Origin of the sequence: Proteus sp. GOKU (assembly GCF_015475555.1) — a bacterium.
GTDB lineage: Bacteria > Pseudomonadota > Gammaproteobacteria > Enterobacterales > Enterobacteriaceae > Proteus > Proteus mirabilis_B.
The window spans coordinates 2,705,342-2,725,454 of the sequence record NZ_CP034105.1 but is presented as its reverse complement, the minus strand read 5'-3'; the positions used below and the strand labels follow the sequence as shown (position 1 = coordinate 2,725,454).

Below are 20,113 nucleotides of genomic sequence, written 5' to 3'. Positions count from 1 at the left end.
GCTTGCGGGGGTTTTTCTTCTTTGGTGATAATCATGAATAAAAATACTCAACAAAAAATTGATAAACTTCGCGTTACTCTACGTCACCATGAATATCTCTATCATGTCATGGACGCACCTGAAATACCTGATGCTGAATACGATCGCTTAATGAATGAGCTAAAAGCATTAGAAGCTGAACACCCTGAATTAATTACTTCTGATTCGCCAACACAGCGAGTTGGAGCTTTACCTTTGACAGCATTTGAGCAAGTGAGACATGAAATTCCGATGCTCTCTTTAGATAATGCTTTTGATGAAACAAGCTATTTAGCTTTTGATAAGCGTTTACGTGATCGTTTAAAAAATAATGAAGAGATCACTTTCTGTTGTGAATTAAAATTAGATGGATTAGCGGTTAGTTTACTTTATGAAAATGGAATTTTAGTACAAGCTGCAACGCGTGGCGATGGTACGACAGGGGAAAATATCACTGAGAATGTGAGAACAATTAAAGCTATTCCATTGCGTTTATACGGTGAAGATATTCCTGCTCGTATTGAAATTCGTGGCGAAGTCTTTATGAATGAAAAAGGCTTTGAATATTTAAACGAGGAAGCGCGACGTACAGGCGGAAAAGTTTTTGCTAATCCTCGTAATGCTGCCGCTGGTTCATTAAGACAGCTTGATCCTCGTATTACAGCAAAACGTCCATTAACCTTTTTCTGTTATGGCGTTGGTGTACTTGAAGGTGGTGAATTACCTACAAGTCACTATGAGCGCCTACAACAATTTAAAAAATGGGGATTACCTGTTAGTGATAAGGTAAAACTTTGCACAGGTAGCAAAGCAGTCCTTGATTTTTATCACCATGTAGAAGAAGTTCGTCCTAATTTAGGTTTTGATATTGATGGCGTTGTTATCAAAGTTGATGATATTGCACTACAAGAAGAGCTGGGCTTTGTATCAAGAGCACCGCGTTGGGCTATTGCTTATAAATTCCAAGCTCAAGAGCAAATGACGATTATCAAAGATGTCGAATTTCAAGTAGGGCGTACAGGTGCTATTACACCGGTTGCACGTTTAGAGCCTGTTCAAGTTGCAGGTGTTGTTGTGAGTAATGCAACATTACACAATGCTGATGAAATTGAACGCTTAGGAATACGCATTGGCGATACTGTGGTTATTCGTCGAGCAGGCGATGTTATTCCTCAGGTTGTCAGTGTGATTGAAGAAAAACGTCCAGATGATGCTCAAGAAATTGTTTTTCCGACACATTGCCCTATTTGTGATTCTGATGTTGAGCGCATTGAAGGCGAAGCTGTTGCACGTTGTACTGGTGGTTTAATTTGTGGCGCGCAACGTAAAGAAGCGCTTAAACATTTTGTTTCACGTCGAGCCATGGATGTGGATGGAATGGGCGATAAAATTATCGACCAGTTGGTTGAGAAAGAATATGTCAAAACACCTGCTGATCTCTTCCGTTTAGATGAAAAAATCTTATCTGGTTTGGAGCGAATGGGCGAAAAATCAGCTAAAAAATTGATCACGGCTTTAGATAAGGCTAAATCAACGACATTTGCACGTTTTATTTATGCACTGGGTATTCGAGAAGTGGGTGAAGCAACAGCCAGTGGATTAACAACACATTTCTCAACGCTTGATGCATTACGAAATGCAGATATTGAAGCTCTAAAATCCGTTCCTGATGTGGGCGATATTGTGGCTAAACATGTCGTTAATTTCTTCCAAGAAGAACACAATAGAACGGTTATTGATCAATTGATCAATGATGCCGGTATTACATGGCAAGCGCCTGTTATTGTAACTCATGAGGCGGGTGATAATCCTTTTGCAGGTAAAACCGTTGTGTTAACTGGGTCACTTTCACAGTTAACGCGTGATGAAGCAAAAGACAGATTAGTTGCATTAGGTGCAAAAGTGAGCGGAAGTGTTTCTAAAAAAACCGACATGGTAATTGCCGGTGAAGCGGCAGGCTCTAAGTTAGTGAAAGCTAACGAATTAGGGATAACCGTTATCGATGAAGATGAAATGATACGATTACTTGATCAATCGAAATAATCATTCTACTATTTAACAAATGCTACTGGGAAAACCTTCTCAGTGGCATTTTTACTTAAGTTAAATTTACATTTAATGTTTCTTAAGTAACTCCCAAAGTGTGATCAACCTATCTTATTTAATAAATAGTGTGTATGCGGTTTCATGAGATTGTGACAATAGTCACATCCTAATGTTACGCGTTACATAAAATGCTCTACAAGATTTATTTTTATTTTTGGAGCATGCATGTCCTCTATCATTCACTTCGTTTTAGCACTCGCCGTTATTGGCGCATTAGCATTCGTTGCGAGTAACAACCGCAAAGGGATCCGTCTGCGTTATATCGTGCAGTTATTAGTTATTGAAATCGCATTAGCATGGTTCTTCCTCAACTCTGATGTTGGTGAAGGCTTTGTTCGTGGCTTCGCTGGATTATTTGATCACTTATTAGGTTATGCCGCACAAGGTACTGAATTCGTATTCGGTGGCATGATGAAAGGTGGTTTAGCATTCTTCTTCCTGAATGTCTTATGTCCAATTATCTTTATTTCTGCATTAATTGGTATTCTTCAACATATCAAAGTATTACCTTTCGTGATCCGCATTATCGGTACTGTGCTTTCTAAAGTGAACGGTATGGGGAAACTGGAATCATTCAACGCAGTGAGCTCACTAGTTCTTGGTCAATCAGAGAACTTTATTGCCTATAAAGATGTATTAGGCAAAATGTCTCAGCGTCGTATGTACACCATGGCTGCAACAGCAATGTCAACAGTATCAATGTCGATTGTTGGTGCATACATGACAATGTTAGATCCAAAATACGTTGTTGCTGCTCTAGTACTGAATATGTTCAGTACCTTTATCGTCCTTTCTGTGATTAACCCATACTCTGTTGAAAATGAAGAAGAGATCCAAATGGGTAATCTGCATGAAGGTCAAAGCTTCTTTGAAATGTTAGGCGAATACATCTTAGCCGGTTTCAAAGTTGCATTAATCGTTGCTGCAATGCTGATTGGTTTCATTGCATTAATCGCTGCAGTGAATGCGATTTTCAGCATGATTTTCGGTATTAGTTTCCAAGATTGCTTAGGTTACGTTTTCTATCCATTAGCCTGGGTAATTGGTGTGCCAGAGCAAGATGCATTACGTGTTGGTAGTGTTATGGCAACTAAATTAGTGTCTAACGAATTCGTTGCAATGGGTAGCTTACAAGATATCGCTGCTGAAATTTCACCACGCTCTGTAGGTATCTTATCTGTATTCTTAGTTTCATTTGCTAACTTCTCTTCAATCGGGATTGTTGCAGGTGCGATTAAAGGTCTAAACGAAGTACAAGGTAACGTTGTTTCTCGTTTTGGTCTGAAATTACTGTTCGGTTCTACATTAGTTAGCTTCTTATCAGCAGCTATCGCAGGTCTGTTTGTTTAATCTTTGAAGATAAAACAGATAGCATGTGAATAAAATAACAATGTAAACAGAGTCACTTGTTAAGCAAGTAACAGAAAATCAAGCAGTACCTTAGGGTACTGCTTTTTTTATCTTTAAATTACCCTATAATCGGTTTTATCCCTTCAATGACAACGTGGTAAAGAACATGTTAGAGAAACAGCACCTTATCGATATAGCAAACACACAAATGCCATTTGGCAAGTACAAAGGACGTATGCTGGTTGATTTACCAGAAGAGTATCTATTGTGGTTTGCAAAGAAAGGCGAGTTTCCTGAAGGTAAGCTTGGTCAACTCATGGAGATGACCCTAGCAATTAAAATTGAAGGCCTAGAAGGGCTATTAAAACCATTAAAGCGGTGATGTTAATCATCATCTATAGCTGATTTATCAGGTGTTAATGCATTAATGATTTTCTGACTTAATTCAATAAATAATGTTTGCTCTCCGAGTGTTAAGCATTCACTTATTTTCTCAGCATTTTGTTTTCGACCTAATGCCGCTCTTGCCAAAAAAGCGTGACCCTCATCAGTTAAATGAGTAATAAGCTCACGCTTGTCTTTTTCAGAACGATACTGCGCAATAAATCCTAAGGATTTTAATCCCCGCATAAATTTCGATAAATTCTGTCTTGAAATCGCCAATGAATCACTTAATTGAGAAGGGGTTAAGTCACCTCGTAAGCGCAATAATTCCAAAATATCATATTGGCCCCAAGTAACTTGCTCTGGGGTGTAACGAGTTCGTTGCGCGACTAATGTGCATTGTAATAATGACAATGCATTTTCTAATTCACACTTCTCCATAAATACGCTATCTCATAAATTATGTTAACTAAAGTTAATATTATCAGGTCATTCATTACGAATAAACTTTATATTGATTAACTAAAGTTAATCAAATAAGATGGCATATAGTTAACTTTGGTTAACTACTTTGTGGTTATCTGATAAAACTTGATGCAGTAGATAAGAGGTGAAGTCGAAATGATGGACTATTTTAAAGATAAAGTGATTTTAGTCACGGGGGCAAGTACAGGAGTCGGTGAAGGTATTGCACAATTGTTGTTTCAACGTGGTGCAACGGTTTTCATTACTGGTCGGCATTTAGAGGAAATAACAAAAACAGCTCGTTCTATTGATATAACGGGCAAAAAAGTCATCGCTTTGCAGGCGGATATGACCTCATTTTCTCAAGTTGAAAAAATGATTGAAACTGTTGTCGTTCAAGCTGGCGCATTACATGGCTTAGTTAATAATGCAGGGATCACAGGACCTCATAATACATCTATTGTGGATTATGAGATTGAAGATTGGAAATCAGTCATTGATACAGACATCAATGGCGTATTTTATGGCTTGAAATATGGCATCCCCGCGATATTAAAAAGTGGGGGAGGAAGTATTGTGAATCTTTCTTCATCTAATGGTATTGTTGGGATTGCGGGTATTTCAGCCTATACAGCAGCTAAACACGCCGTGTTAGGGATCACGCGTTCAGCTGCACTTGAGTTTGCAGACAAAGGAATAAGGATCAATGCAATTGGACCTGGTTATGTCGATACACCAAGAATGCAAATGTTACCCGATGAAGTACGTGAATGGATGGCAAATACACATCCAATGAAACGAATGGCAACCAGAGAAGAAGTCGCCAAAACGGTCGCATTTTTACTTTCAGATGAGAGCAGCTTCTCAACAGGGGCATTTTATGCCATTGATGGGGGTTACACTGCGCAATAGAAATAAATAAAGGGGTGTAGAAAACAAAAAATCCCGAAGATTTCTCTTCAGGATCTTAAAATTCTGGTGGAGCTAAACGGGATCGAACCGTTGACCTCTTGCATGCCATGCAAGCGCTCTCCCAACTGAGCTATAACCCCACATATTGGATTGTTCTAGAAGTATATTGGTGGAGCTAAGCGGGATCGAACCGCTGACCTCTTGCATGCCATGCAAGCGCTCTCCCAACTGAGCTATAGCCCCAACATACTGGAACGGGCTTGATAATAGGCAACAAGCACAATACTGTCAATCAGTTAATCTCACATTATTTATTGATTGCTGAAAAAGAGTACAAAAAAAAGATACATTCCCTACTTTAGGAATGTATCTTTCTTAATAAGCAAGATTAATAAGTAAATTAAGCTTGGTTTTCTCTTTCAGTAATAAAGTCTAATGCTTTATTAATGCGAGCAACGCTACGCGTTTTACCAATAGCGTGAACGGTAACATCTAAGCCAGGAGATTGACCTGCGCCTGTTACAGCAACACGTAATGGCATACCGACTTTACCCATTCCCACTTCTAATTCGTCAGCAGTATCTTGAATTGCTTGGTGAACATTTTCAGCTGTCCACTCCGTAATTGCTGATAATTTATCGCGAACGACTTCTAATGGTTGACGCGCAACTGGGCGTAAATGTTTTTTCGCTGCAGTTTCCTCAAATGTTTCGAAATCAACATAGAAGTAATGGCAACTTTCAGCCATCTCTTTTAATGTTTTGCAACGTTCGCCTAGTAATTTGATCAGCTCAACTAATGATGGGCCATTGCTGGTATCAATATTTTGTTGTTTGATATGCCAATCTAAATGAACAGCAACTTTCTCTGCTGGCAGTGTATTGATGTAGTGATGGTTTAACCAAAGCAGTTTATCAGTATTAAATGCACTTGCTGATTTGCTGATAGCTTCTAAAGTGAAGTGCTCAATCATTTCATCAATAGTAAAGATCTCTTGATCACCGTGAGACCAGCCTAAACGGACTAAGTAGTTTAATAATGCTTCTGGTAAATAGCCGTCGTCACGATATTGCATTACGCTAACTGCGTTATAACGTTTAGAGAGTTTTTTACCATCATCACCTAAAATCATTGATACGTGAGCATATTCAGGCACAGGTGCACCTAATGCTTTGAGAATATTGATTTGGCGAGGTGTGTTGTTGATATGATCTTCACCACGAATAACGTGAGTGATTTCCATATCCCAGTCATCAATAACAACGCAGAAGTTATAAGTTGGAGAACCATCAGTACGACGAATAATCAGATCGTCAAGTTCTTGGTTACTAAATTCAATTGGACCACGAATTTTGTCATCAAAAATGACAGAACCTTCTTGTGGGTTTAAGAAACGCACAACATGAGGTTCATCAGCACTGTGATTATGGTTACCACCACGGCAACAACCATCGTAACGAGGTTTTTCACCTTTCGCCATTTGATCTTCGCGTAGTTGCTCTAAACGCTCTTTAGAACAATAGCAACGGTATGCAGTACCCGCAGATAACATTTGATCAATCACTTGGTTATAGCGATCGAAGCGTTTAGTCTGATAATAAGGACCTTCATCCCAATTCAGATTTAACCAATTCATACCGTCCATGATTGCATCGATGGCTGGCTGTGTAGAACGTTCTAAGTCGGTGTCTTCTATACGCAGTACAAATTCGCCCTTATTGTGACGGCTATATAACCAGGAATAAAGTGCGGTACGCGCACCACCAACATGTAGATAGCCAGTAGGACTTGGTGCAAAACGGGTTTTTATTTTACTCATTGGGATTGCCTTTGTACGTCTTACTTATATATAGATAAGTAATCGTGATTATCAAAAAAACGAAATGGTTGCCTTATTTTATCACTGGATGCTAATTCCTCAATGCCATTAAGCTTTTAACAGAGATAAAATTTTCAAATTGATGATTTTTTGTTTGACGAAGAGTATCTGTGGGATTACTTTGGTTAATTGCTGTGTCACTTATGGTGCTAAAAAAAGCATCTTGACTAAAAATAAAACGAACGATCATTTTCGCGATAAAAAACTGATAAAAATCGTTGACTCATAGCGCAGTATCCCTATAATGCACCCCATCACGACGGGCGGTTAGCTCAGTTGGTAGAGCATCTCCCTTACAAGGAGGAGGTCGTTGGTTCGAGCCCAATACCGCCCACCATTATTTTTCGTTGTGATAAGTTGTATGATTTAGTGTGATTGGGCGGTTAGCTCAGTTGGTAGAGCATCTCCCTTACAAGGAGGAGGTCGTTGGTTCGAGCCCAATACCGCCCACCAATTACATTAAAGCGTGGTAGTGAGAATTTAGTCATCATGAAGTGGGCGGTTAGCTCAGTTGGTAGAGCATCTCCCTTACAAGGAGGAGGTCGTTGGTTCGAGCCCAATACCGCCCACCACTTCATCCGGTTATTTCGCGCAATATCACACATTTAGGTATGGGTCGTTAGCTCAGTCGGTAGAGCAGTTGACTTTTAATCAATTGGTCGGGCGTTCGAATCGCCCACGACCCACCATTCCTAAAAATACAACATAAAGTAGTGAACATTGTGACGGGTCGTTAGCTCAGTCGGTAGAGCAGTTGACTTTTAATCAATTGGTCGGGCGTTCGAATCGCCCACGACCCACCATTCACAACGCTACTTACAGATTTACGCAAAATTATTAAATGGGTCGTTAGCTCAGTCGGTAGAGCAGTTGACTTTTAATCAATTGGTCGGGCGTTCGAATCGCCCACGACCCACCATTTAATAATAAAGCGGGCGGTTAGCTCAGTTGGTAGAGCATCTCCCTTACAAGGAGGAGGTCGTTGGTTCGAGCCCAATACCGCCCACCACTTCTTTATCTCTTTGTTATGCCTTCTTCTTTACTTCCCTAACATCTTTCTAAAAGAATTAATAACAGTTATTTGTTTTCTAATACCTGCATTATTGCCGTTTAGTTGCATTCTCTGAGTCTTAATCTTTTCCCTGTGTCTACTTTCTATCATGTTCCTCATTGCTTCACTTATAGCTACATATCCTTATAGACATGCTTTCCTAGCCCCTCGTACCTGCATCACCTCTTTATCCTCAAAATAATGAATACTTAGCTAATTATCTTGTTCCTTTGGAGCTCTTAGTTTCTAAGGCTGTTTTAACTTGTTATTGCATTGTGTTTTCTGTGAAGAGGGTTCATAAGCCAGTTTCTTTATTACGCTTTTTTACATCCTGTCATGTTTTTATCATTTAAAGGGAGCCGCTTAAAAAAGAAAAGGCTCTTCTATTGTTAAGCCAATTATTTTGGATGAGGGATTGTGCTTAGTAGAAGGTATGCATTTATTTTTGAGCAAAGTTCAAATTTTGATCTGAAAATATTAAAAAAATTACTCTAATTGAAAAAGAAAGATCTACTCCTTTTGGGGGTAGATGTAGGTGTTTTCAGTTTATTAATAAAATTAAATAACCTTAGATGCGCTGTGATAAATTATTTGCTAATTTTTCATGAGCAATATCTCTCATAAAATGAGTGAGTTAGGATATTTTAAGTTAGCATTGAAAAATATAGGGCACTCATTTTTTTAAGAAAAAATACTGAAGATTAAAAGATAAAAATAGAGCTTTATAGTTAATATTTCTTACTTTTTATAAATCATTGGTTAGTGCTAGTAAGAATAAAGATTAAATATAATGATGTTTCATCTTCTTTCTACTTCTTTTTTGAAGTGGTAATAGAGCAATGGGTTTTACATAACTGTTTGATTTAAATTAAACTAATTTTAAAATTTGATATTTATCAATCTTTACATCATAATGAGCTGGATAGTAAATGATATAAAGCAAAAAACACTTATTTCATCAGTAATTGATTTGTCCTGAAGTGGTTAATTTCATTTTTTACGAAAAATGGAGAAAATTGTGCATTTAGCAGGAATATAAATTATATAAAAATATTAATGTTTATTTTTGCCTAAGAATAACTCTTATATAGAATAGGTGTAATTACTTAGGACGTAAAAAGATTAATTTTTATTTTTTTTAACAAAATTAGATCATACTAAAATTGATATTTAACAGTTCATTCCCTTATGAATTTAACTTAAGATGTGATGATTACTCTATTTTTGCAATGTGCCAAATGCGCGAATTTGAGTGAAAAAGAAAGAATAGTATTATGTGGTCATAAAAAGAACGGTTTTTATGATGATAAACTTAACTTTCAAATAACCTACTGATAAAACAAAAATATTTATATTAATACTTACTTTTTCTCTATTTCATAAAGAAGATTTTTAATCTAATTGAAAATTAAAATAAGTTATTCATTAATAAAAATTCAAAAAAAATGAGTAATTAAATCTATTATTTATTTATTCGAGAGTAATAAAGAATTGTGTAACTTGAAATATATTTAGTCGAAAGAGTAAGGGTTTATGCTTATATAAATTAATTAACAAATGTTTAAAATGTGATTTATATCTATTTTCGGGTGTAACTAGTGTAACGTATTGATATAAAAGTATAATATTGTCTTGTTTATAAACTCATCAGATTTCATTGATATTGCTTAAGCTATTTAATAAAAATAAGAAAATCGTCATCTTTATGAGGTTAATTTATTATTTTAAATAAATTAGACTGACATAAGTTGATTTATTTTTACACAATTCAAACAATCACACTTTAAATTAAGCTTGTACTAGATGATAATTCTAATTAGTGAGTAAAGTTTAAGAAAAAAAAAGCGTGATTTTATAAGTAAAATATTTTAACTATATGAAAATAAAGGATATATTGCATTATCCTAGGTATTGTTTACTAGTATGAGTAAATCATCATGCTTGCACTGTCTTTTTTTGACTAGTTGAAAGTGTTTAAATGCGTAGTATATTATTTACATATGATAAGTCATGTTATGAATTGTAATATTTCTTATCTACTAAAAATAATATTTTATTAAAACAAAAAGGTGTCCTCGATAATATATAATTTTACATATTATTGCGTAGTAGCACACCATTATAAATTAGATATCAATCAAAGTGAAAAGCGAGAACAATATTATGAGTAGCAAGTATCCAGTCGCTTATGCAGTTGGACAAAAAATTAAGTCATTAAGAAAATCTCAAGGTTATACTGTATTTCAGTTAGCAAAAGAGATTGATATTAGTGAACAACAGTTATTCCGTTATGAGCGTGGTGTAAACCGTATTGATATTGATTGCTTAGTTAGAGTACTTGAAGTACTAGGCGTTAATATCGGTAGCTTCTTTGAAGAAGTAACCGGTGGAATGACTCAAGAAACTGAGCGAAATGAACAACATATTCCAGCTCATTTCGATAGCAAGGCTCTTTCTATTTTCTAATAATATTTTTAAATTAGAAAGTAACTCATTTTAGAATAACTAAATTGAGTAAGATAATTCTTATATATAGTGTTTCTCTTTAATCAGTTAATAATAAGAATTTTCTTAATAGATGAAATAAAGCCTCTATATGAAATCAATGCCCTTATTAGGGCATTTTACGTTTATAGAGAATGAGAATTTTTAATTTTTACAAAAAAAAGAATAATTGTATTGCAAATGAGCTAAGGCTTTCAGGTTTGTAGAAATATATTCTCATATTTATTTGTATGAGAAAAAAATAGCTAATTAATACTTGTTTATAATAAGCTATTCATAAAATTACCTCTTATATTACCTACCACGATTTTACCTCCTGATAACATTTCTAAAGCTATTAAACGTATAATTTATGCGTTTCACACCAATAAATTCGAAAAGAGTGAATTTTAATATAACAAAGGCAAAATATAAGCATTGGTGAAAATGCGTTATCAGATCAAAAACTAAGTATTTATCATTAAATGACTATCTATGGATAATGATAGTTAATATCATATTAGGATGGGTTATTGTTGCCTCTTCATCGTGAATATGAAGAGGCAGTAACAATTAGTCTTTGAGAGGTTTAAGAATGTGTTTGAGCTGCTGTTCGGTGAGGGTGATATTAAAAAATGTTTTATAGAATTGTTGAGTCTCTTTGGAGATATCAATATGCTTTGTTTGTTCTGGATATAAAACAGTCGCTAACCATAAAAATTGTAAGGCTTCCTCTGTGGTTTCACGGCACCACCAAAATAGGCCTTTAGGGTTTGTGTAAACTCGGCCTTCACGCACGGCAGTGATAGATTGCCATTCAGGTGCATTCTTAATGATTTCAGTGTCTCTTGCATACATAGTGATAATGACATCAGGATTGGCATGAATAACTTGTTCTAAGGAAACATCACCAGCTCGGCTTGGCACATTATCAAACCAATGTTCTGCAACGTTCACACCACCTGCAAGCGCTATCCAATCATGATTTAACGAAGGTGCACCAGATGTTCTTAATGGCGAACCAAAAGCATGATAGACCTTCATTGGTTTATTGGCGCTTATCTCGCTTATCGCACTTTTTACAAGTGTTTTATTACGCTGAAAGTAGGCTAAATAATCTTTTGCTAATTGGTGACTACTTGAACCTAAAATCTCACCAGTGATCAACGTTCTTTCTAACAAGGCATCCATTGAACCTGATTTTAATAATGCAACACTGATCCCTGCATTTTCTAGTGCCGTCATTTGTGCATCAGATAGCTTCCCTGTTGCAAAAAAGATTTGAGGCTGGCTAACAATTAATGTTTCGATATTCAGTGTGTCATTATTACCTTTACTAGAAATTGAAGCCGTTTTTATAGCAGGAACAATCTCGGTAAAAAAGGGAATAGTTTTGACTAAATCGGTTGTGGAAACAATTTTATCTCCAGCACCAAGCATAGCAAGTATCGCATTTTGAGCATTCCAACTCGTGGCGACTCTTTCTGGTGAATCAGGAACAGTAATGGATTGATTCTGATAATATTGAACAACTCTTTGCGCCTGTGCATTAAAGGAGATACTGAGAGCTGAAGCTCCCAGTAACGCAATGCACAGGGTTTTGAAAAAACCTTTATACATTTCGTTTTCCTCTTAGAGTTCAATGCTTACAGAAGCAGAAACTTGGCGAGGCGTACCTAAGAAAGCATTTGCACCACCAATAGCACCATTTTGGTTGCCAGAGAAAATAGATGCCCAGTAATGTTCATTAGTCACGTTATCTAAATTGAGGCGGAAAGTGGTTTTCTTATCCCAATATTGTGTTTGATAACGAGCACCCAGATCGAGTGTGGTATAGGCTTTTGCCCACATTGTATTAGTGGTATTTGCTGCACGCTTACCTGTGTAGTGAACATTGGCGCTATAGATAACATTTGGCAAAGTAGGGTAATGGTATTCAGCTAATAAATTAGCTTGGTATTTTGGTACACCTACAACATCTTTATCTTGTGTTTGAGCATTGCCGGTGTTGGTTAAAGTAGGATCTAACCAAGTCATGCTACTAAAAACGAAAAGCTCATCAGTGACTTTTCCGTTAGCGATAAGCTCTAACCCACGGTTACGTTGTTTACCTTGTTCTTTAAAGATATTGTCGTTACCCACATAGGCAAAAGGGCGCTCTAATTGGAAAATAGCCGCATTTAAATTAAGATCGCCAATTTGCGATTTAACCCCCATTTCCCATTGTTCGCTACGATAAGGTTTTAGCACTTCATTTTTGTTGTCGGCAGTGTTTGGTGCTGAATCACCTTCTTCTAATGAATCTGCATAAGAAACATAGGTCATCACTTCAGGAATAGGTTTAAACATTAATGCGACAGCAGGACTTAATCCACTTTCGGTGTGATTCCCACCACCAGCACGATAAGAAGTTTCTTTGATCCAGTTTTGGCTTAGTGATCCCATCACTGACCATTGAGGATTAAAGGTAACGGTATCACCTAAAGTAATGGATTGAACTTGTGAGCGGCTGTTTTTAGTACGAGCAGCGCCTGTATAGAAGCCTTCATTAGAAGGATCATCATAACGATGTGGATTATTAATATCTTGAGTTGGTAATGTGAATTTTTGATCATTACCATTTGCGCCATAAATATCCCAACGATAACCGCTAGTGGCGAGAATTAAATCATGAGATAGTGCGCCAGTCATCACATGACCATTAACATTGACAGAATGGCTTAAAACAGTAAAACGACCATAAGTTGTCGGTACTGATAACGTTGGTGTAAATTGCTTACCATCATTACTTAATTGGTTAGAAACAGAACGGAATCCGCGATCAGCCGTTTGATAGCCAATTGCTGCACTGATTTGCCAATCTTCGTTAAAATCATGTTTTAGTCGGCTACTTACCGTTCTGGTATGAAGATCAACACCCGCAAAAGCTTGACCATAGCCGGTTTTAGTTGGATCTGGCGCATCAGGTAATGCGGTAACTTTTGGTCCATAAGAAAATGCACCAGGATAACCCATTTTTTTAAACCAATAGTCACTAAAATTCACTTCTAATACCGTATCAGGAGAGATATTCCAATCAAATGCGGTACTGATTAGCTGGCGACGTGTTTTGCTACCTGCGACATAACCTTTACCTTCATCATGCATTAGATTAATGCGATAACCAAAAGTATTGTTATCATCAATAAAACCACCTAAATCAAGATGGCCTTTAAATTGGTTATCATTGACATAAGTTGCATTAAGTGATGTTAAGCGTTTTAAGGTTGGACGTTTTTGGGTGAAATTGAATTGCCCACTTGGGCTTGCTGGCCCATAAAGTGAACCAGTTAAACCATTGATAATATCTACACGCTCAAGCATTTCGATAGGAAAGGCTGTGGTAGAAATAATATTCACACCATCTAAGCGAGAGTTAGCAACAACATTGCCTTGCATCCCACGGTTTTGGGGACGGCCAACATCCATACCGCCACGTGCTTGCATTTGAGAAGAGGCATTATATTTTAAGATATCTGCAACACTGGTGACTTGTTGATTTTCAATCATAGATTGAGTGAAAGTATTTGTTGTATAAGGAGTATCTAACCATTTTTTCTCACCTAATGGCCCCATATCAACTTCACGAGTAACAAATCCCGCACCGGCTTCACTATTATTCACTGGTTGTGCAGTAACGACGATTTTTTCAGCATTTTCAGCGGCTACACTTGCTGATACAGCGAATGTTTGTGCTATAGCACAAGCTATTGTTGAAATGATAAATTTCTTCACGATAGACTCCTAGAATGTATTTTTTAGTTATATAAATCCATCGCTATCAAGAAATTTATATAACGATACCCATCACGAATGCAATGTAATGTATATCATTGTATAAAATTGTATATAGCGAGGATGGGCGCCGACTATACACGGAATAACATGTAAATAAAATGATATATTTGCTAATAATAAGATTATGAAATTGTTTCTGAATTTAGATCAAAAAAATGCCCGCCTAAGCGGGCATTTCAAGAAACAGAGCGTAACAGAAGGGGGCTTGAGAAATTAATGCTCTGTTTTTTCTGCTACTGAACTATGATCATCATGTTTTTGGTGACGATGATGACCATCGATCATACTGCGGAATGTTTGAGTAAAAGTATCACCCAGTGTACATAAGTAGAAGTGTGCACAAATAAACATTAATGCCACGATCCCTAATACTAAGTGTGCTTTTAGCATCCAATAGCCTTCACCAAGTACTTCAGGATATAAACATAATAATCCAGTAATCAGTAACAGCGGCACTAAACCAAACATCACACCTAAGTAAGCGAGTTGTTGAAGTGGGTTAAACTTATCAGTTTCAGTTGCTGCAAAAGGATGAGGTTCGCCTTTCATTATGCCATAAAGATAAAAGCGAGCTTGTTTGATACAACGACCAATTAGTCCACTAAATCTTACTTTATAATGCACACCGTTACTGGTTGTTAGATTGATAAGGATAAAACCAATCCAAAATGCAATCAGCACAAAGCCACAGATCTTATGTAATAGCACCATTGAAGTGACATTACCGATAGAGAAGTGCCCTAAAAATCCACTCAATAGTAATAGGATAAACAGTAAAGCATTACCCCAGTGCCAAAAACGAATTGCTTTAGAGTATAAATAAACGCGTTCTTCTTCATAATGACCAGAATGTTTTGGTGCAAGGGCATAGCGTAGTAGGCCGTGGATCACCAATACAGCTATCATAGCAACGATTAATAAACCGGCTGCCATTAACCATACAGGCCAATAATCTGGCGTATAATGGAGTTCTGCTCCCCAGATACTAGTCATGCTTTATCTCCCTGATGGATTTCTTTACGACGGAATAAACTTGGTTTTCCGACATTATCTAATTGGTATTGATAAACGGATTTTTGTTTGATCCAAGCCTGAATTTCAGGTGAGTCAATGCGACCAAAAGCAAGCGCATCTGTTGGGCATACCGATACACATGCAGGTAATTCACCTTCAGCTAATCGAGTATCAGAACAGAAGTTACATTTATCTGCGATATGCGTCATTGGGTTGATATAACGAACATGGTAAGGGCAAGCACCAACACAGTAATCACAGCCGATACACAGCTCTTTTTTCACCTGAACGATACCATTCTCGTCAATAAAAGAAGCGCCAGTAGGGCAAACAGAAACACAAGGCGCATCTTCACAATGCTGGCAAGAAACACGGAAAAATTGGTAATGTGGATTACCTGCTTCGTCGTCATGAGGACCTTGAATTTGGACTTGAAGTCGGCTAAATCCTTCAGGAATGTCATTGATGACTTTACACGCAACAGTACAAGCTTGGCAGCCGATACAACGTTTCTCATCATGTAACATGACAAATTGTTTATCATTATTGTTCATCGTTATTTTTTTCCTTAAGCCCGACTAATTCTGACACCTGATGTATGCACATCAGTACCTGATACAGGACTAATTTCATGAGGTAATAAGTTGCCACAGTGAACGCCTGTTGTAGTCGCTGCTGTTCTCGCACCTGCTTTTGCACCTGATCCCATATAAACAAATACAGTGTCAGGGCGAATGCCTTCTGTTATCAAAGCATGTGCTTTTTCTTTGCCTATACTGTTTTCCAGAATGATTTCATCACCATGTTTAATTCCATGGTTTTTAGCTGTTTCAGGGTGAAGCCAAACAGGGTTTTCCCACATTAATTCAGCTAATAACGGTACATATTGTGTTGCACCATTAGTATGAACGGCGACTTTACCTTGGATAAAATAAAGCTCGTCTTTTTCTTTTAATGGGAAGTTGTGGAAGCGTGGAATGCCGTAGTTTTCTAAACGGCTTTCTAATTCTTCAGAGTAGATTTCAATTAAACCACTTGGTGATTTAAATGAGAGGGCTTTTTCCATTGTATTGTTGCTATCAACATGCTTAATTGCATCTGGATATTGTTCAACAAAGGCTTTTACATAAGAAGGTTCGCGTAATAATAGTGGAACACCATAAGAGATATAGCCTTTTTTATGCATCTCTTTATAAAGTTCTTCGCTACCATTAACTTGATAAAGCTGCCTTACTCCCATGTTTTCCCAAGGGAAACAGGCTTCTAATCCTAATGCTTTACCTAATTCCATCCAAATTAACCAACTTGGTTTAGTATCACCAATAGGTTCGACAACTTGTTGGCGTAATGCATAAGCTGGGTTTAAACCTGAAACGTCAGCAACTTCTTCATCACGTTCTAAATAAGTACATTCAGGTAAAAGGTAATCGGCATAAGCAGCACTTTCACTTAAATAAACATCACAACTAACAATTAAGTCTAATTTTTGTGCGGCTTTTTCTAGCTCAGGGCGGCAACTGACTGTTTGGAATGGGTTATGACGAGACATAATCCATGCTTTTGTTTGATACGGTACACCTTCTAATGTTGAATCAATAATTGACTGAACAATTCCTCCACCTTTATTGATGTATTTAAATTGAGGTGCTGTGGCATCAATGCGTTTTGCGGTAATTTCAGGCATACCTTTAACGCTAGGTTTTGCTAATTCAGGCGCAACATTAATACCTGCTAATTTATTGTATTTTGCTGCTGCTTTTTTCTGATACATGCCGCCTTCACGTTCAATGTTGCCGAGTAACGCATTGAAGGTGAAGATCATTCTGCGCATATTAATTTCTTCTTTATTAAAGGTTGCGCGGTGACCAGGCATGATCAGTGCGTGAGGTGCTTTTGCTGCAATCTCACGAGCAATACGAACAATATCTTTAGCTGGAACATCAGAATGTGCTTGAGCCCATTCAGGTGTTGTATCTTGTAGAACTTCTTTTAATTGTGGTAAACCAACAGTAAATTTCTCAACGAAATCTTTATCGTAGAGATCTTCTTTAATTAAGATATGGCACATAGCCATTAGAACAGGCAAATCCCCACCTGGGCGGATCGCGAACCACTCATCTGCTTTACTTGAAATAACAGACAAACGAGGATCAAAACTGACGAGTTTTGCACCGCGCTCTTGTGCTGTCATCAGTTCATGTGTTTCGGCGACTTCAATACCTTCATAAAGGTTATGGCCAAAAGAGAGAATATATTTAGCATTCGCTAAATCCATTGCAAGATCACCACCCATCATAACGGATGCGGCAATGGCTTTACCTGCTGGGCAAGTGGTTGCGTGTGTAAACGTATTTGGAGAGCCAAATGCGGCTGCTAAATGGAAAAGGTGAGAAGAGAGTGAACCTGATTTAGATGAAAAAGAGATACTTTCTGCACCATAATTTTGTTTTATGGTGTTCATCTTTTCTGCAATTTCTTTATAAGCTTGTTCCCAGCTTATCACTTCCCATTCACCAGCACCTCTTGGGCCTTTGTGTTTCATGGGTTTGACAATCCGGTTTGGATCATTAACTAGGCTAACACCACTTCCGCCTCTTGCACAAACTCGGCTACTTTGGTGTTCAGCATTTCTATTTCCTTGGATAAAGACGGTCTTATTGTTAACAACCTGAGCTTCTATCGGACAACGATAAGAACACATTTCACACAGGCTAGGTGTTAATTTTGACTGACCCTTAAGAGAATCTACAGGATTAAATGCAAGTGCACCCGGTGAGTAAACTACTCACGGTACAACCCACACATCCTATCCCCATCCCCTTAATGAAAGAACGACGACTAATACTCATATAACCTCCAGTTTCTTCTTATAGCTAAATATTATATACGGACGGTTAAATAAATATTTGAAGGCGTCTCCATTTTATTAATCCATAAGTGATGAGTTAGTTGTAAATAATAAATAATAGAGAATAAGAAGTTAATAAATGTCACTAAATAAATTAACTAAAATAGACAAAATTAAATGATAATTATTTTCTTCTATTGAATACTATTATAGAAGTTTGGTGAAGGAAAAGGGGATTTTAATGGATATAGCAGTTACGGATACTCCTTTTAAATTCACTGACTTATGTTATTAATCTATTTTATTAAAGTGTATTTAAAATGTATGATTAATAATAATCAAAATTTGACAAAAAAGCCTATCGATATATAATTATTTATATACCGAAATGACATTATATTGTAATTAATTTGTTATTTAAAAATCAGAATAAATAATATTTTTGATGCTATTTAAATCCAGTTTCTTCTTAAATTATCTTCTTATGAAAAATAGCTAACTTATTATTTTGATGATAAATACAAATAAAGTAGAAAAATAAATAGGTGATTTTTAGTACAAAAAACACTCATCAAAACGTAATCAGACTGATACTGAATATGAGACAATTTATAAATTATTGTTCATTATGTTTAAATATTAATTAATGATATTAATCGTTATAGAACTGTATCGCGATTGTCAAAAAGAGACGTTCTTTTGTTTTATGTGTCTTAATAGCATTAACGCTAAGTGAAGGCGCGTAGGAAAAAGATGAGGTGAAATGTTAAAAAAATGGCGACTCTCTTGAATACTCAAAGCCACCATCTTATGTGTAGTCGTTATTGTTTTCTTCGTTGCTTGTTGTCTTTGTATCTTTTATATAGAAGAAAGGATTTAAAACAGCATGACAATTAAAACAAGGCTCAGTAACAGAGGATAAACTCTTGCGTGCCATTTATCAGGAATGCGAGATAAAAAACGTTCAGAGATCTTCAAGCCAACCCAAGTACTACAAATCAGAATAAGTGCAGCTTTTAGCCAAATATAACCAATAAAACCAGATTCACTATTTAAAGGTGACGTAAAAGAAAGGGCGATATAAGTAAATGTTGCCGTGAGAGCTAAAGGTAAGGTTAATGCATTTGCCATTGCTGCTGATTGCGCCATGGGGGTTCCTCTACGGCGCAATAAAGGTACTGTCATCACACTCCCGCCAACGCCTAGAAAAGCAGCAATAATACCAATTACTGTGCCATTAACTGTTTCTCTTGCTTTAGTTACTTTTTTTGAGTTGTGAGTAGGAGCCATAAAACCGGGGCGAAAATAGCAGTCTAAAATAGTGACAAAGAGATAACCAATAAAGATCCATTTGATCCACGTACCTTCAACTGTTAATGCGAGAAGAGCACCTAAGATCCCACCAAAAGCGATACCCATAAATAAAATAGACATGATATTCCAATCAAGCCTTTTGGCTTTATGGTGTTTAATGGTTGTGACTGTTGCAGAAAACAACATAATTAATGCAGAGGTAGCAACTGCGATTTGCATAGCATGTTCGGCAGGTAAGCTGTCTATTCCCCAAAGTGTCAGAATAAGTGTATAGAGTAAGGGAACCGTGACAAAACCACCGCCAAAGCCAAATAACCATGTTGTGATGCCTGAAATTAAACCAAAAGAAATCAGCCAGAGTGTCATTTCAAATCTCCTGTTGAGTCAGGAGATTAACAATATAGAATAAAGTGATGGCTTACCCACGCGATAATGACAAGTTTATACGAAT

At 36.9% G+C, this 20,113-nt stretch carries 12 protein-coding genes, 9 tRNA genes and 1 pseudogene; 12 read left to right on the top strand and 10 right to left on the bottom strand.

Annotated features, from left to right (window positions below):
* The first annotated feature begins 33 nt into the window (after positions 1 to 33).
* The 3 genes from ligA (at position 34) to EHE21_RS12735 (ending at position 3,856) form a co-directional block, all read left to right on the top strand.
* A complete protein-coding gene (ligA, locus tag EHE21_RS12745; protein WP_194950853.1) occupies positions 34 to 2,061 on the top strand; it encodes an NAD-dependent DNA ligase LigA in 2,028 nt (675 codons plus the stop codon).
* 228 nt (positions 2,062 to 2,289) lie between these two features.
* On the top strand, positions 2,290 to 3,474 hold the full coding sequence (locus EHE21_RS12740; RefSeq protein ID WP_069367879.1) for a NupC/NupG family nucleoside CNT transporter: 1,185 nt from the start codon (positions 2,290 to 2,292) through the stop codon (positions 3,472 to 3,474).
* Between the two features lie 166 nt (positions 3,475 to 3,640).
* The gene (locus EHE21_RS12735; protein ID WP_023581656.1) at positions 3,641 to 3,856 is read left to right on the top strand and encodes a DUF3820 family protein; all 216 of its coding nucleotides are present in this window, start codon (positions 3,641 to 3,643) and stop codon (positions 3,854 to 3,856) included.
* A gap of 2 nt (positions 3,857 to 3,858) precedes the next feature.
* Here EHE21_RS12735 and EHE21_RS12730 read toward each other — a convergent pair whose 3' ends face one another.
* Positions 3,859 to 4,299, bottom strand: coding sequence for a MarR family winged helix-turn-helix transcriptional regulator (locus tag EHE21_RS12730; RefSeq protein WP_194950852.1), 441 nt, complete (start codon positions 4,297 to 4,299; stop codon positions 3,859 to 3,861).
* Between the two features lie 183 nt (positions 4,300 to 4,482).
* Between EHE21_RS12730 and EHE21_RS12725 the strand changes: the two genes are divergently transcribed.
* The gene (locus tag EHE21_RS12725; RefSeq protein WP_194952662.1) at positions 4,483 to 5,235 is read left to right on the top strand and encodes an SDR family NAD(P)-dependent oxidoreductase; all 753 of its coding nucleotides are present in this window, start codon (positions 4,483 to 4,485) and stop codon (positions 5,233 to 5,235) included.
* A 64-nt stretch (positions 5,236 to 5,299) separates the two neighbouring features.
* Here the strand turns inward: EHE21_RS12725 and EHE21_RS12720 are convergent.
* From EHE21_RS12720 to gltX, 3 genes are all read right to left on the bottom strand, one after another.
* A tRNA-Ala gene (locus tag EHE21_RS12720) sits at positions 5,300 to 5,375 on the bottom strand.
* 27 nt (positions 5,376 to 5,402) lie between these two features.
* Positions 5,403 to 5,478: transfer RNA gene (locus EHE21_RS12715), tRNA-Ala, on the bottom strand.
* A gap of 157 nt (positions 5,479 to 5,635) precedes the next feature.
* Positions 5,636 to 7,054: a glutamate--tRNA ligase gene (gene gltX, locus EHE21_RS12710; RefSeq protein ID WP_088495079.1), complete on the bottom strand. Its 1,419-nt coding sequence runs from the start codon at positions 7,052 to 7,054 to the stop codon at positions 5,636 to 5,638.
* 321 nt (positions 7,055 to 7,375) lie between these two features.
* Here gltX and EHE21_RS12705 point away from each other — a divergent pair.
* From EHE21_RS12705 to EHE21_RS12670, 8 genes are all read left to right on the top strand, one after another.
* Positions 7,376 to 7,451: transfer RNA gene (locus tag EHE21_RS12705), tRNA-Val, on the top strand.
* Between the two features lie 40 nt (positions 7,452 to 7,491).
* Positions 7,492 to 7,567 (top strand) — tRNA-Val (locus EHE21_RS12700).
* A 43-nt stretch (positions 7,568 to 7,610) separates the two neighbouring features.
* Positions 7,611 to 7,686: transfer RNA gene (locus tag EHE21_RS12695), tRNA-Val, on the top strand.
* A 41-nt stretch (positions 7,687 to 7,727) separates the two neighbouring features.
* Positions 7,728 to 7,803 (top strand) — tRNA-Lys (locus tag EHE21_RS12690).
* Between the two features lie 38 nt (positions 7,804 to 7,841).
* Positions 7,842 to 7,917, top strand: a tRNA-Lys gene (locus tag EHE21_RS12685).
* Between the two features lie 40 nt (positions 7,918 to 7,957).
* Positions 7,958 to 8,033, top strand: a tRNA-Lys gene (locus EHE21_RS12680).
* 14 nt (positions 8,034 to 8,047) lie between these two features.
* Positions 8,048 to 8,123: transfer RNA gene (locus EHE21_RS12675), tRNA-Val, on the top strand.
* A gap of 2,205 nt (positions 8,124 to 10,328) precedes the next feature.
* Entirely contained in the window at positions 10,329 to 10,631 is a 303-nt protein-coding gene (locus tag EHE21_RS12670) for a helix-turn-helix domain-containing protein (RefSeq protein WP_088495080.1), read from the top strand.
* 591 nt (positions 10,632 to 11,222) lie between these two features.
* On the opposite strand, the gene EHE21_RS12665 is transcribed toward EHE21_RS12670, so the two are convergent.
* The 6 genes and pseudogenes from EHE21_RS12665 to EHE21_RS12640 all read right to left on the bottom strand — a co-directional run bounded on the left by EHE21_RS12665 (position 11,223) and on the right by EHE21_RS12640 (position 20,028).
* The gene (locus tag EHE21_RS12665; RefSeq protein WP_194950851.1) at positions 11,223 to 12,269 is read right to left on the bottom strand and encodes an ABC transporter substrate-binding protein; all 1,047 of its coding nucleotides are present in this window, start codon (positions 12,267 to 12,269) and stop codon (positions 11,223 to 11,225) included.
* 12 nt (positions 12,270 to 12,281) lie between these two features.
* Entirely contained in the window at positions 12,282 to 14,423 is a 2,142-nt protein-coding gene (locus tag EHE21_RS12660) for a TonB-dependent receptor (protein ID WP_228766679.1), read from the bottom strand.
* A gap of 276 nt (positions 14,424 to 14,699) precedes the next feature.
* On the bottom strand, positions 14,700 to 15,479 hold the full coding sequence (gene phsC, locus EHE21_RS12655) for a thiosulfate reductase cytochrome B subunit (protein ID WP_194950850.1): 780 nt from the start codon (positions 15,477 to 15,479) through the stop codon (positions 14,700 to 14,702).
* The gene (locus EHE21_RS12650) at positions 15,476 to 16,054 is read right to left on the bottom strand and encodes a 4Fe-4S dicluster domain-containing protein (RefSeq protein ID WP_023581663.1); all 579 of its coding nucleotides are present in this window, start codon (positions 16,052 to 16,054) and stop codon (positions 15,476 to 15,478) included. The genes phsC and EHE21_RS12650 overlap by 4 nt, the downstream gene beginning before the upstream one ends.
* Positions 16,055 to 16,068: 14 nt before the next feature.
* Positions 16,069 to 18,349, bottom strand: a pseudogene (gene phsA, locus EHE21_RS12645) (thiosulfate reductase PhsA).
* A gap of 875 nt (positions 18,350 to 19,224) precedes the next feature.
* Positions 19,225 to 20,028, bottom strand: a complete 804-nt coding sequence (locus EHE21_RS12640) for a sulfite exporter TauE/SafE family protein (RefSeq protein ID WP_194950849.1) — start codon at positions 20,026 to 20,028, stop codon at positions 19,225 to 19,227.
* Positions 20,029 to 20,113: the final 85 nt, after the last annotated feature.

Excerpts from the sequence above, each read along its gene's own strand:
- EHE21_RS12735 (WP_023581656.1), top strand. The coding sequence starts at position 3,641 with ATGTTAGAGAAACAGCACCTTATCGATATAGCAAACACACAAATGCCA.
- phsC (WP_194950850.1), bottom strand. The coding sequence starts at position 15,479 with ATGACTAGTATCTGGGGAGCAGAACTCCATTATACGCCAGATTATTGG.
- EHE21_RS12670 (WP_088495080.1), top strand. The coding sequence starts at position 10,329 with ATGAGTAGCAAGTATCCAGTCGCTTATGCAGTTGGACAAAAAATTAAG.
- EHE21_RS12640 (WP_194950849.1), bottom strand. The coding sequence starts at position 20,028 with ATGACACTCTGGCTGATTTCTTTTGGTTTAATTTCAGGCATCACAACA.
- gltX (WP_088495079.1), bottom strand. The coding sequence starts at position 7,054 with ATGAGTAAAATAAAAACCCGTTTTGCACCAAGTCCTACTGGCTATCTA.
- ligA (WP_194950853.1), top strand. The coding sequence starts at position 34 with ATGAATAAAAATACTCAACAAAAAATTGATAAACTTCGCGTTACTCTA.
- EHE21_RS12665 (WP_194950851.1), bottom strand. The coding sequence starts at position 12,269 with ATGTATAAAGGTTTTTTCAAAACCCTGTGCATTGCGTTACTGGGAGCT.
- EHE21_RS12725 (WP_194952662.1), top strand. The coding sequence starts at position 4,483 with ATGGACTATTTTAAAGATAAAGTGATTTTAGTCACGGGGGCAAGTACA.
- EHE21_RS12740 (WP_069367879.1), top strand. The coding sequence starts at position 2,290 with ATGTCCTCTATCATTCACTTCGTTTTAGCACTCGCCGTTATTGGCGCA.
- EHE21_RS12730 (WP_194950852.1), bottom strand. The coding sequence starts at position 4,299 with ATGGAGAAGTGTGAATTAGAAAATGCATTGTCATTATTACAATGCACA.
- EHE21_RS12650 (WP_023581663.1), bottom strand. The coding sequence starts at position 16,054 with ATGAACAATAATGATAAACAATTTGTCATGTTACATGATGAGAAACGT.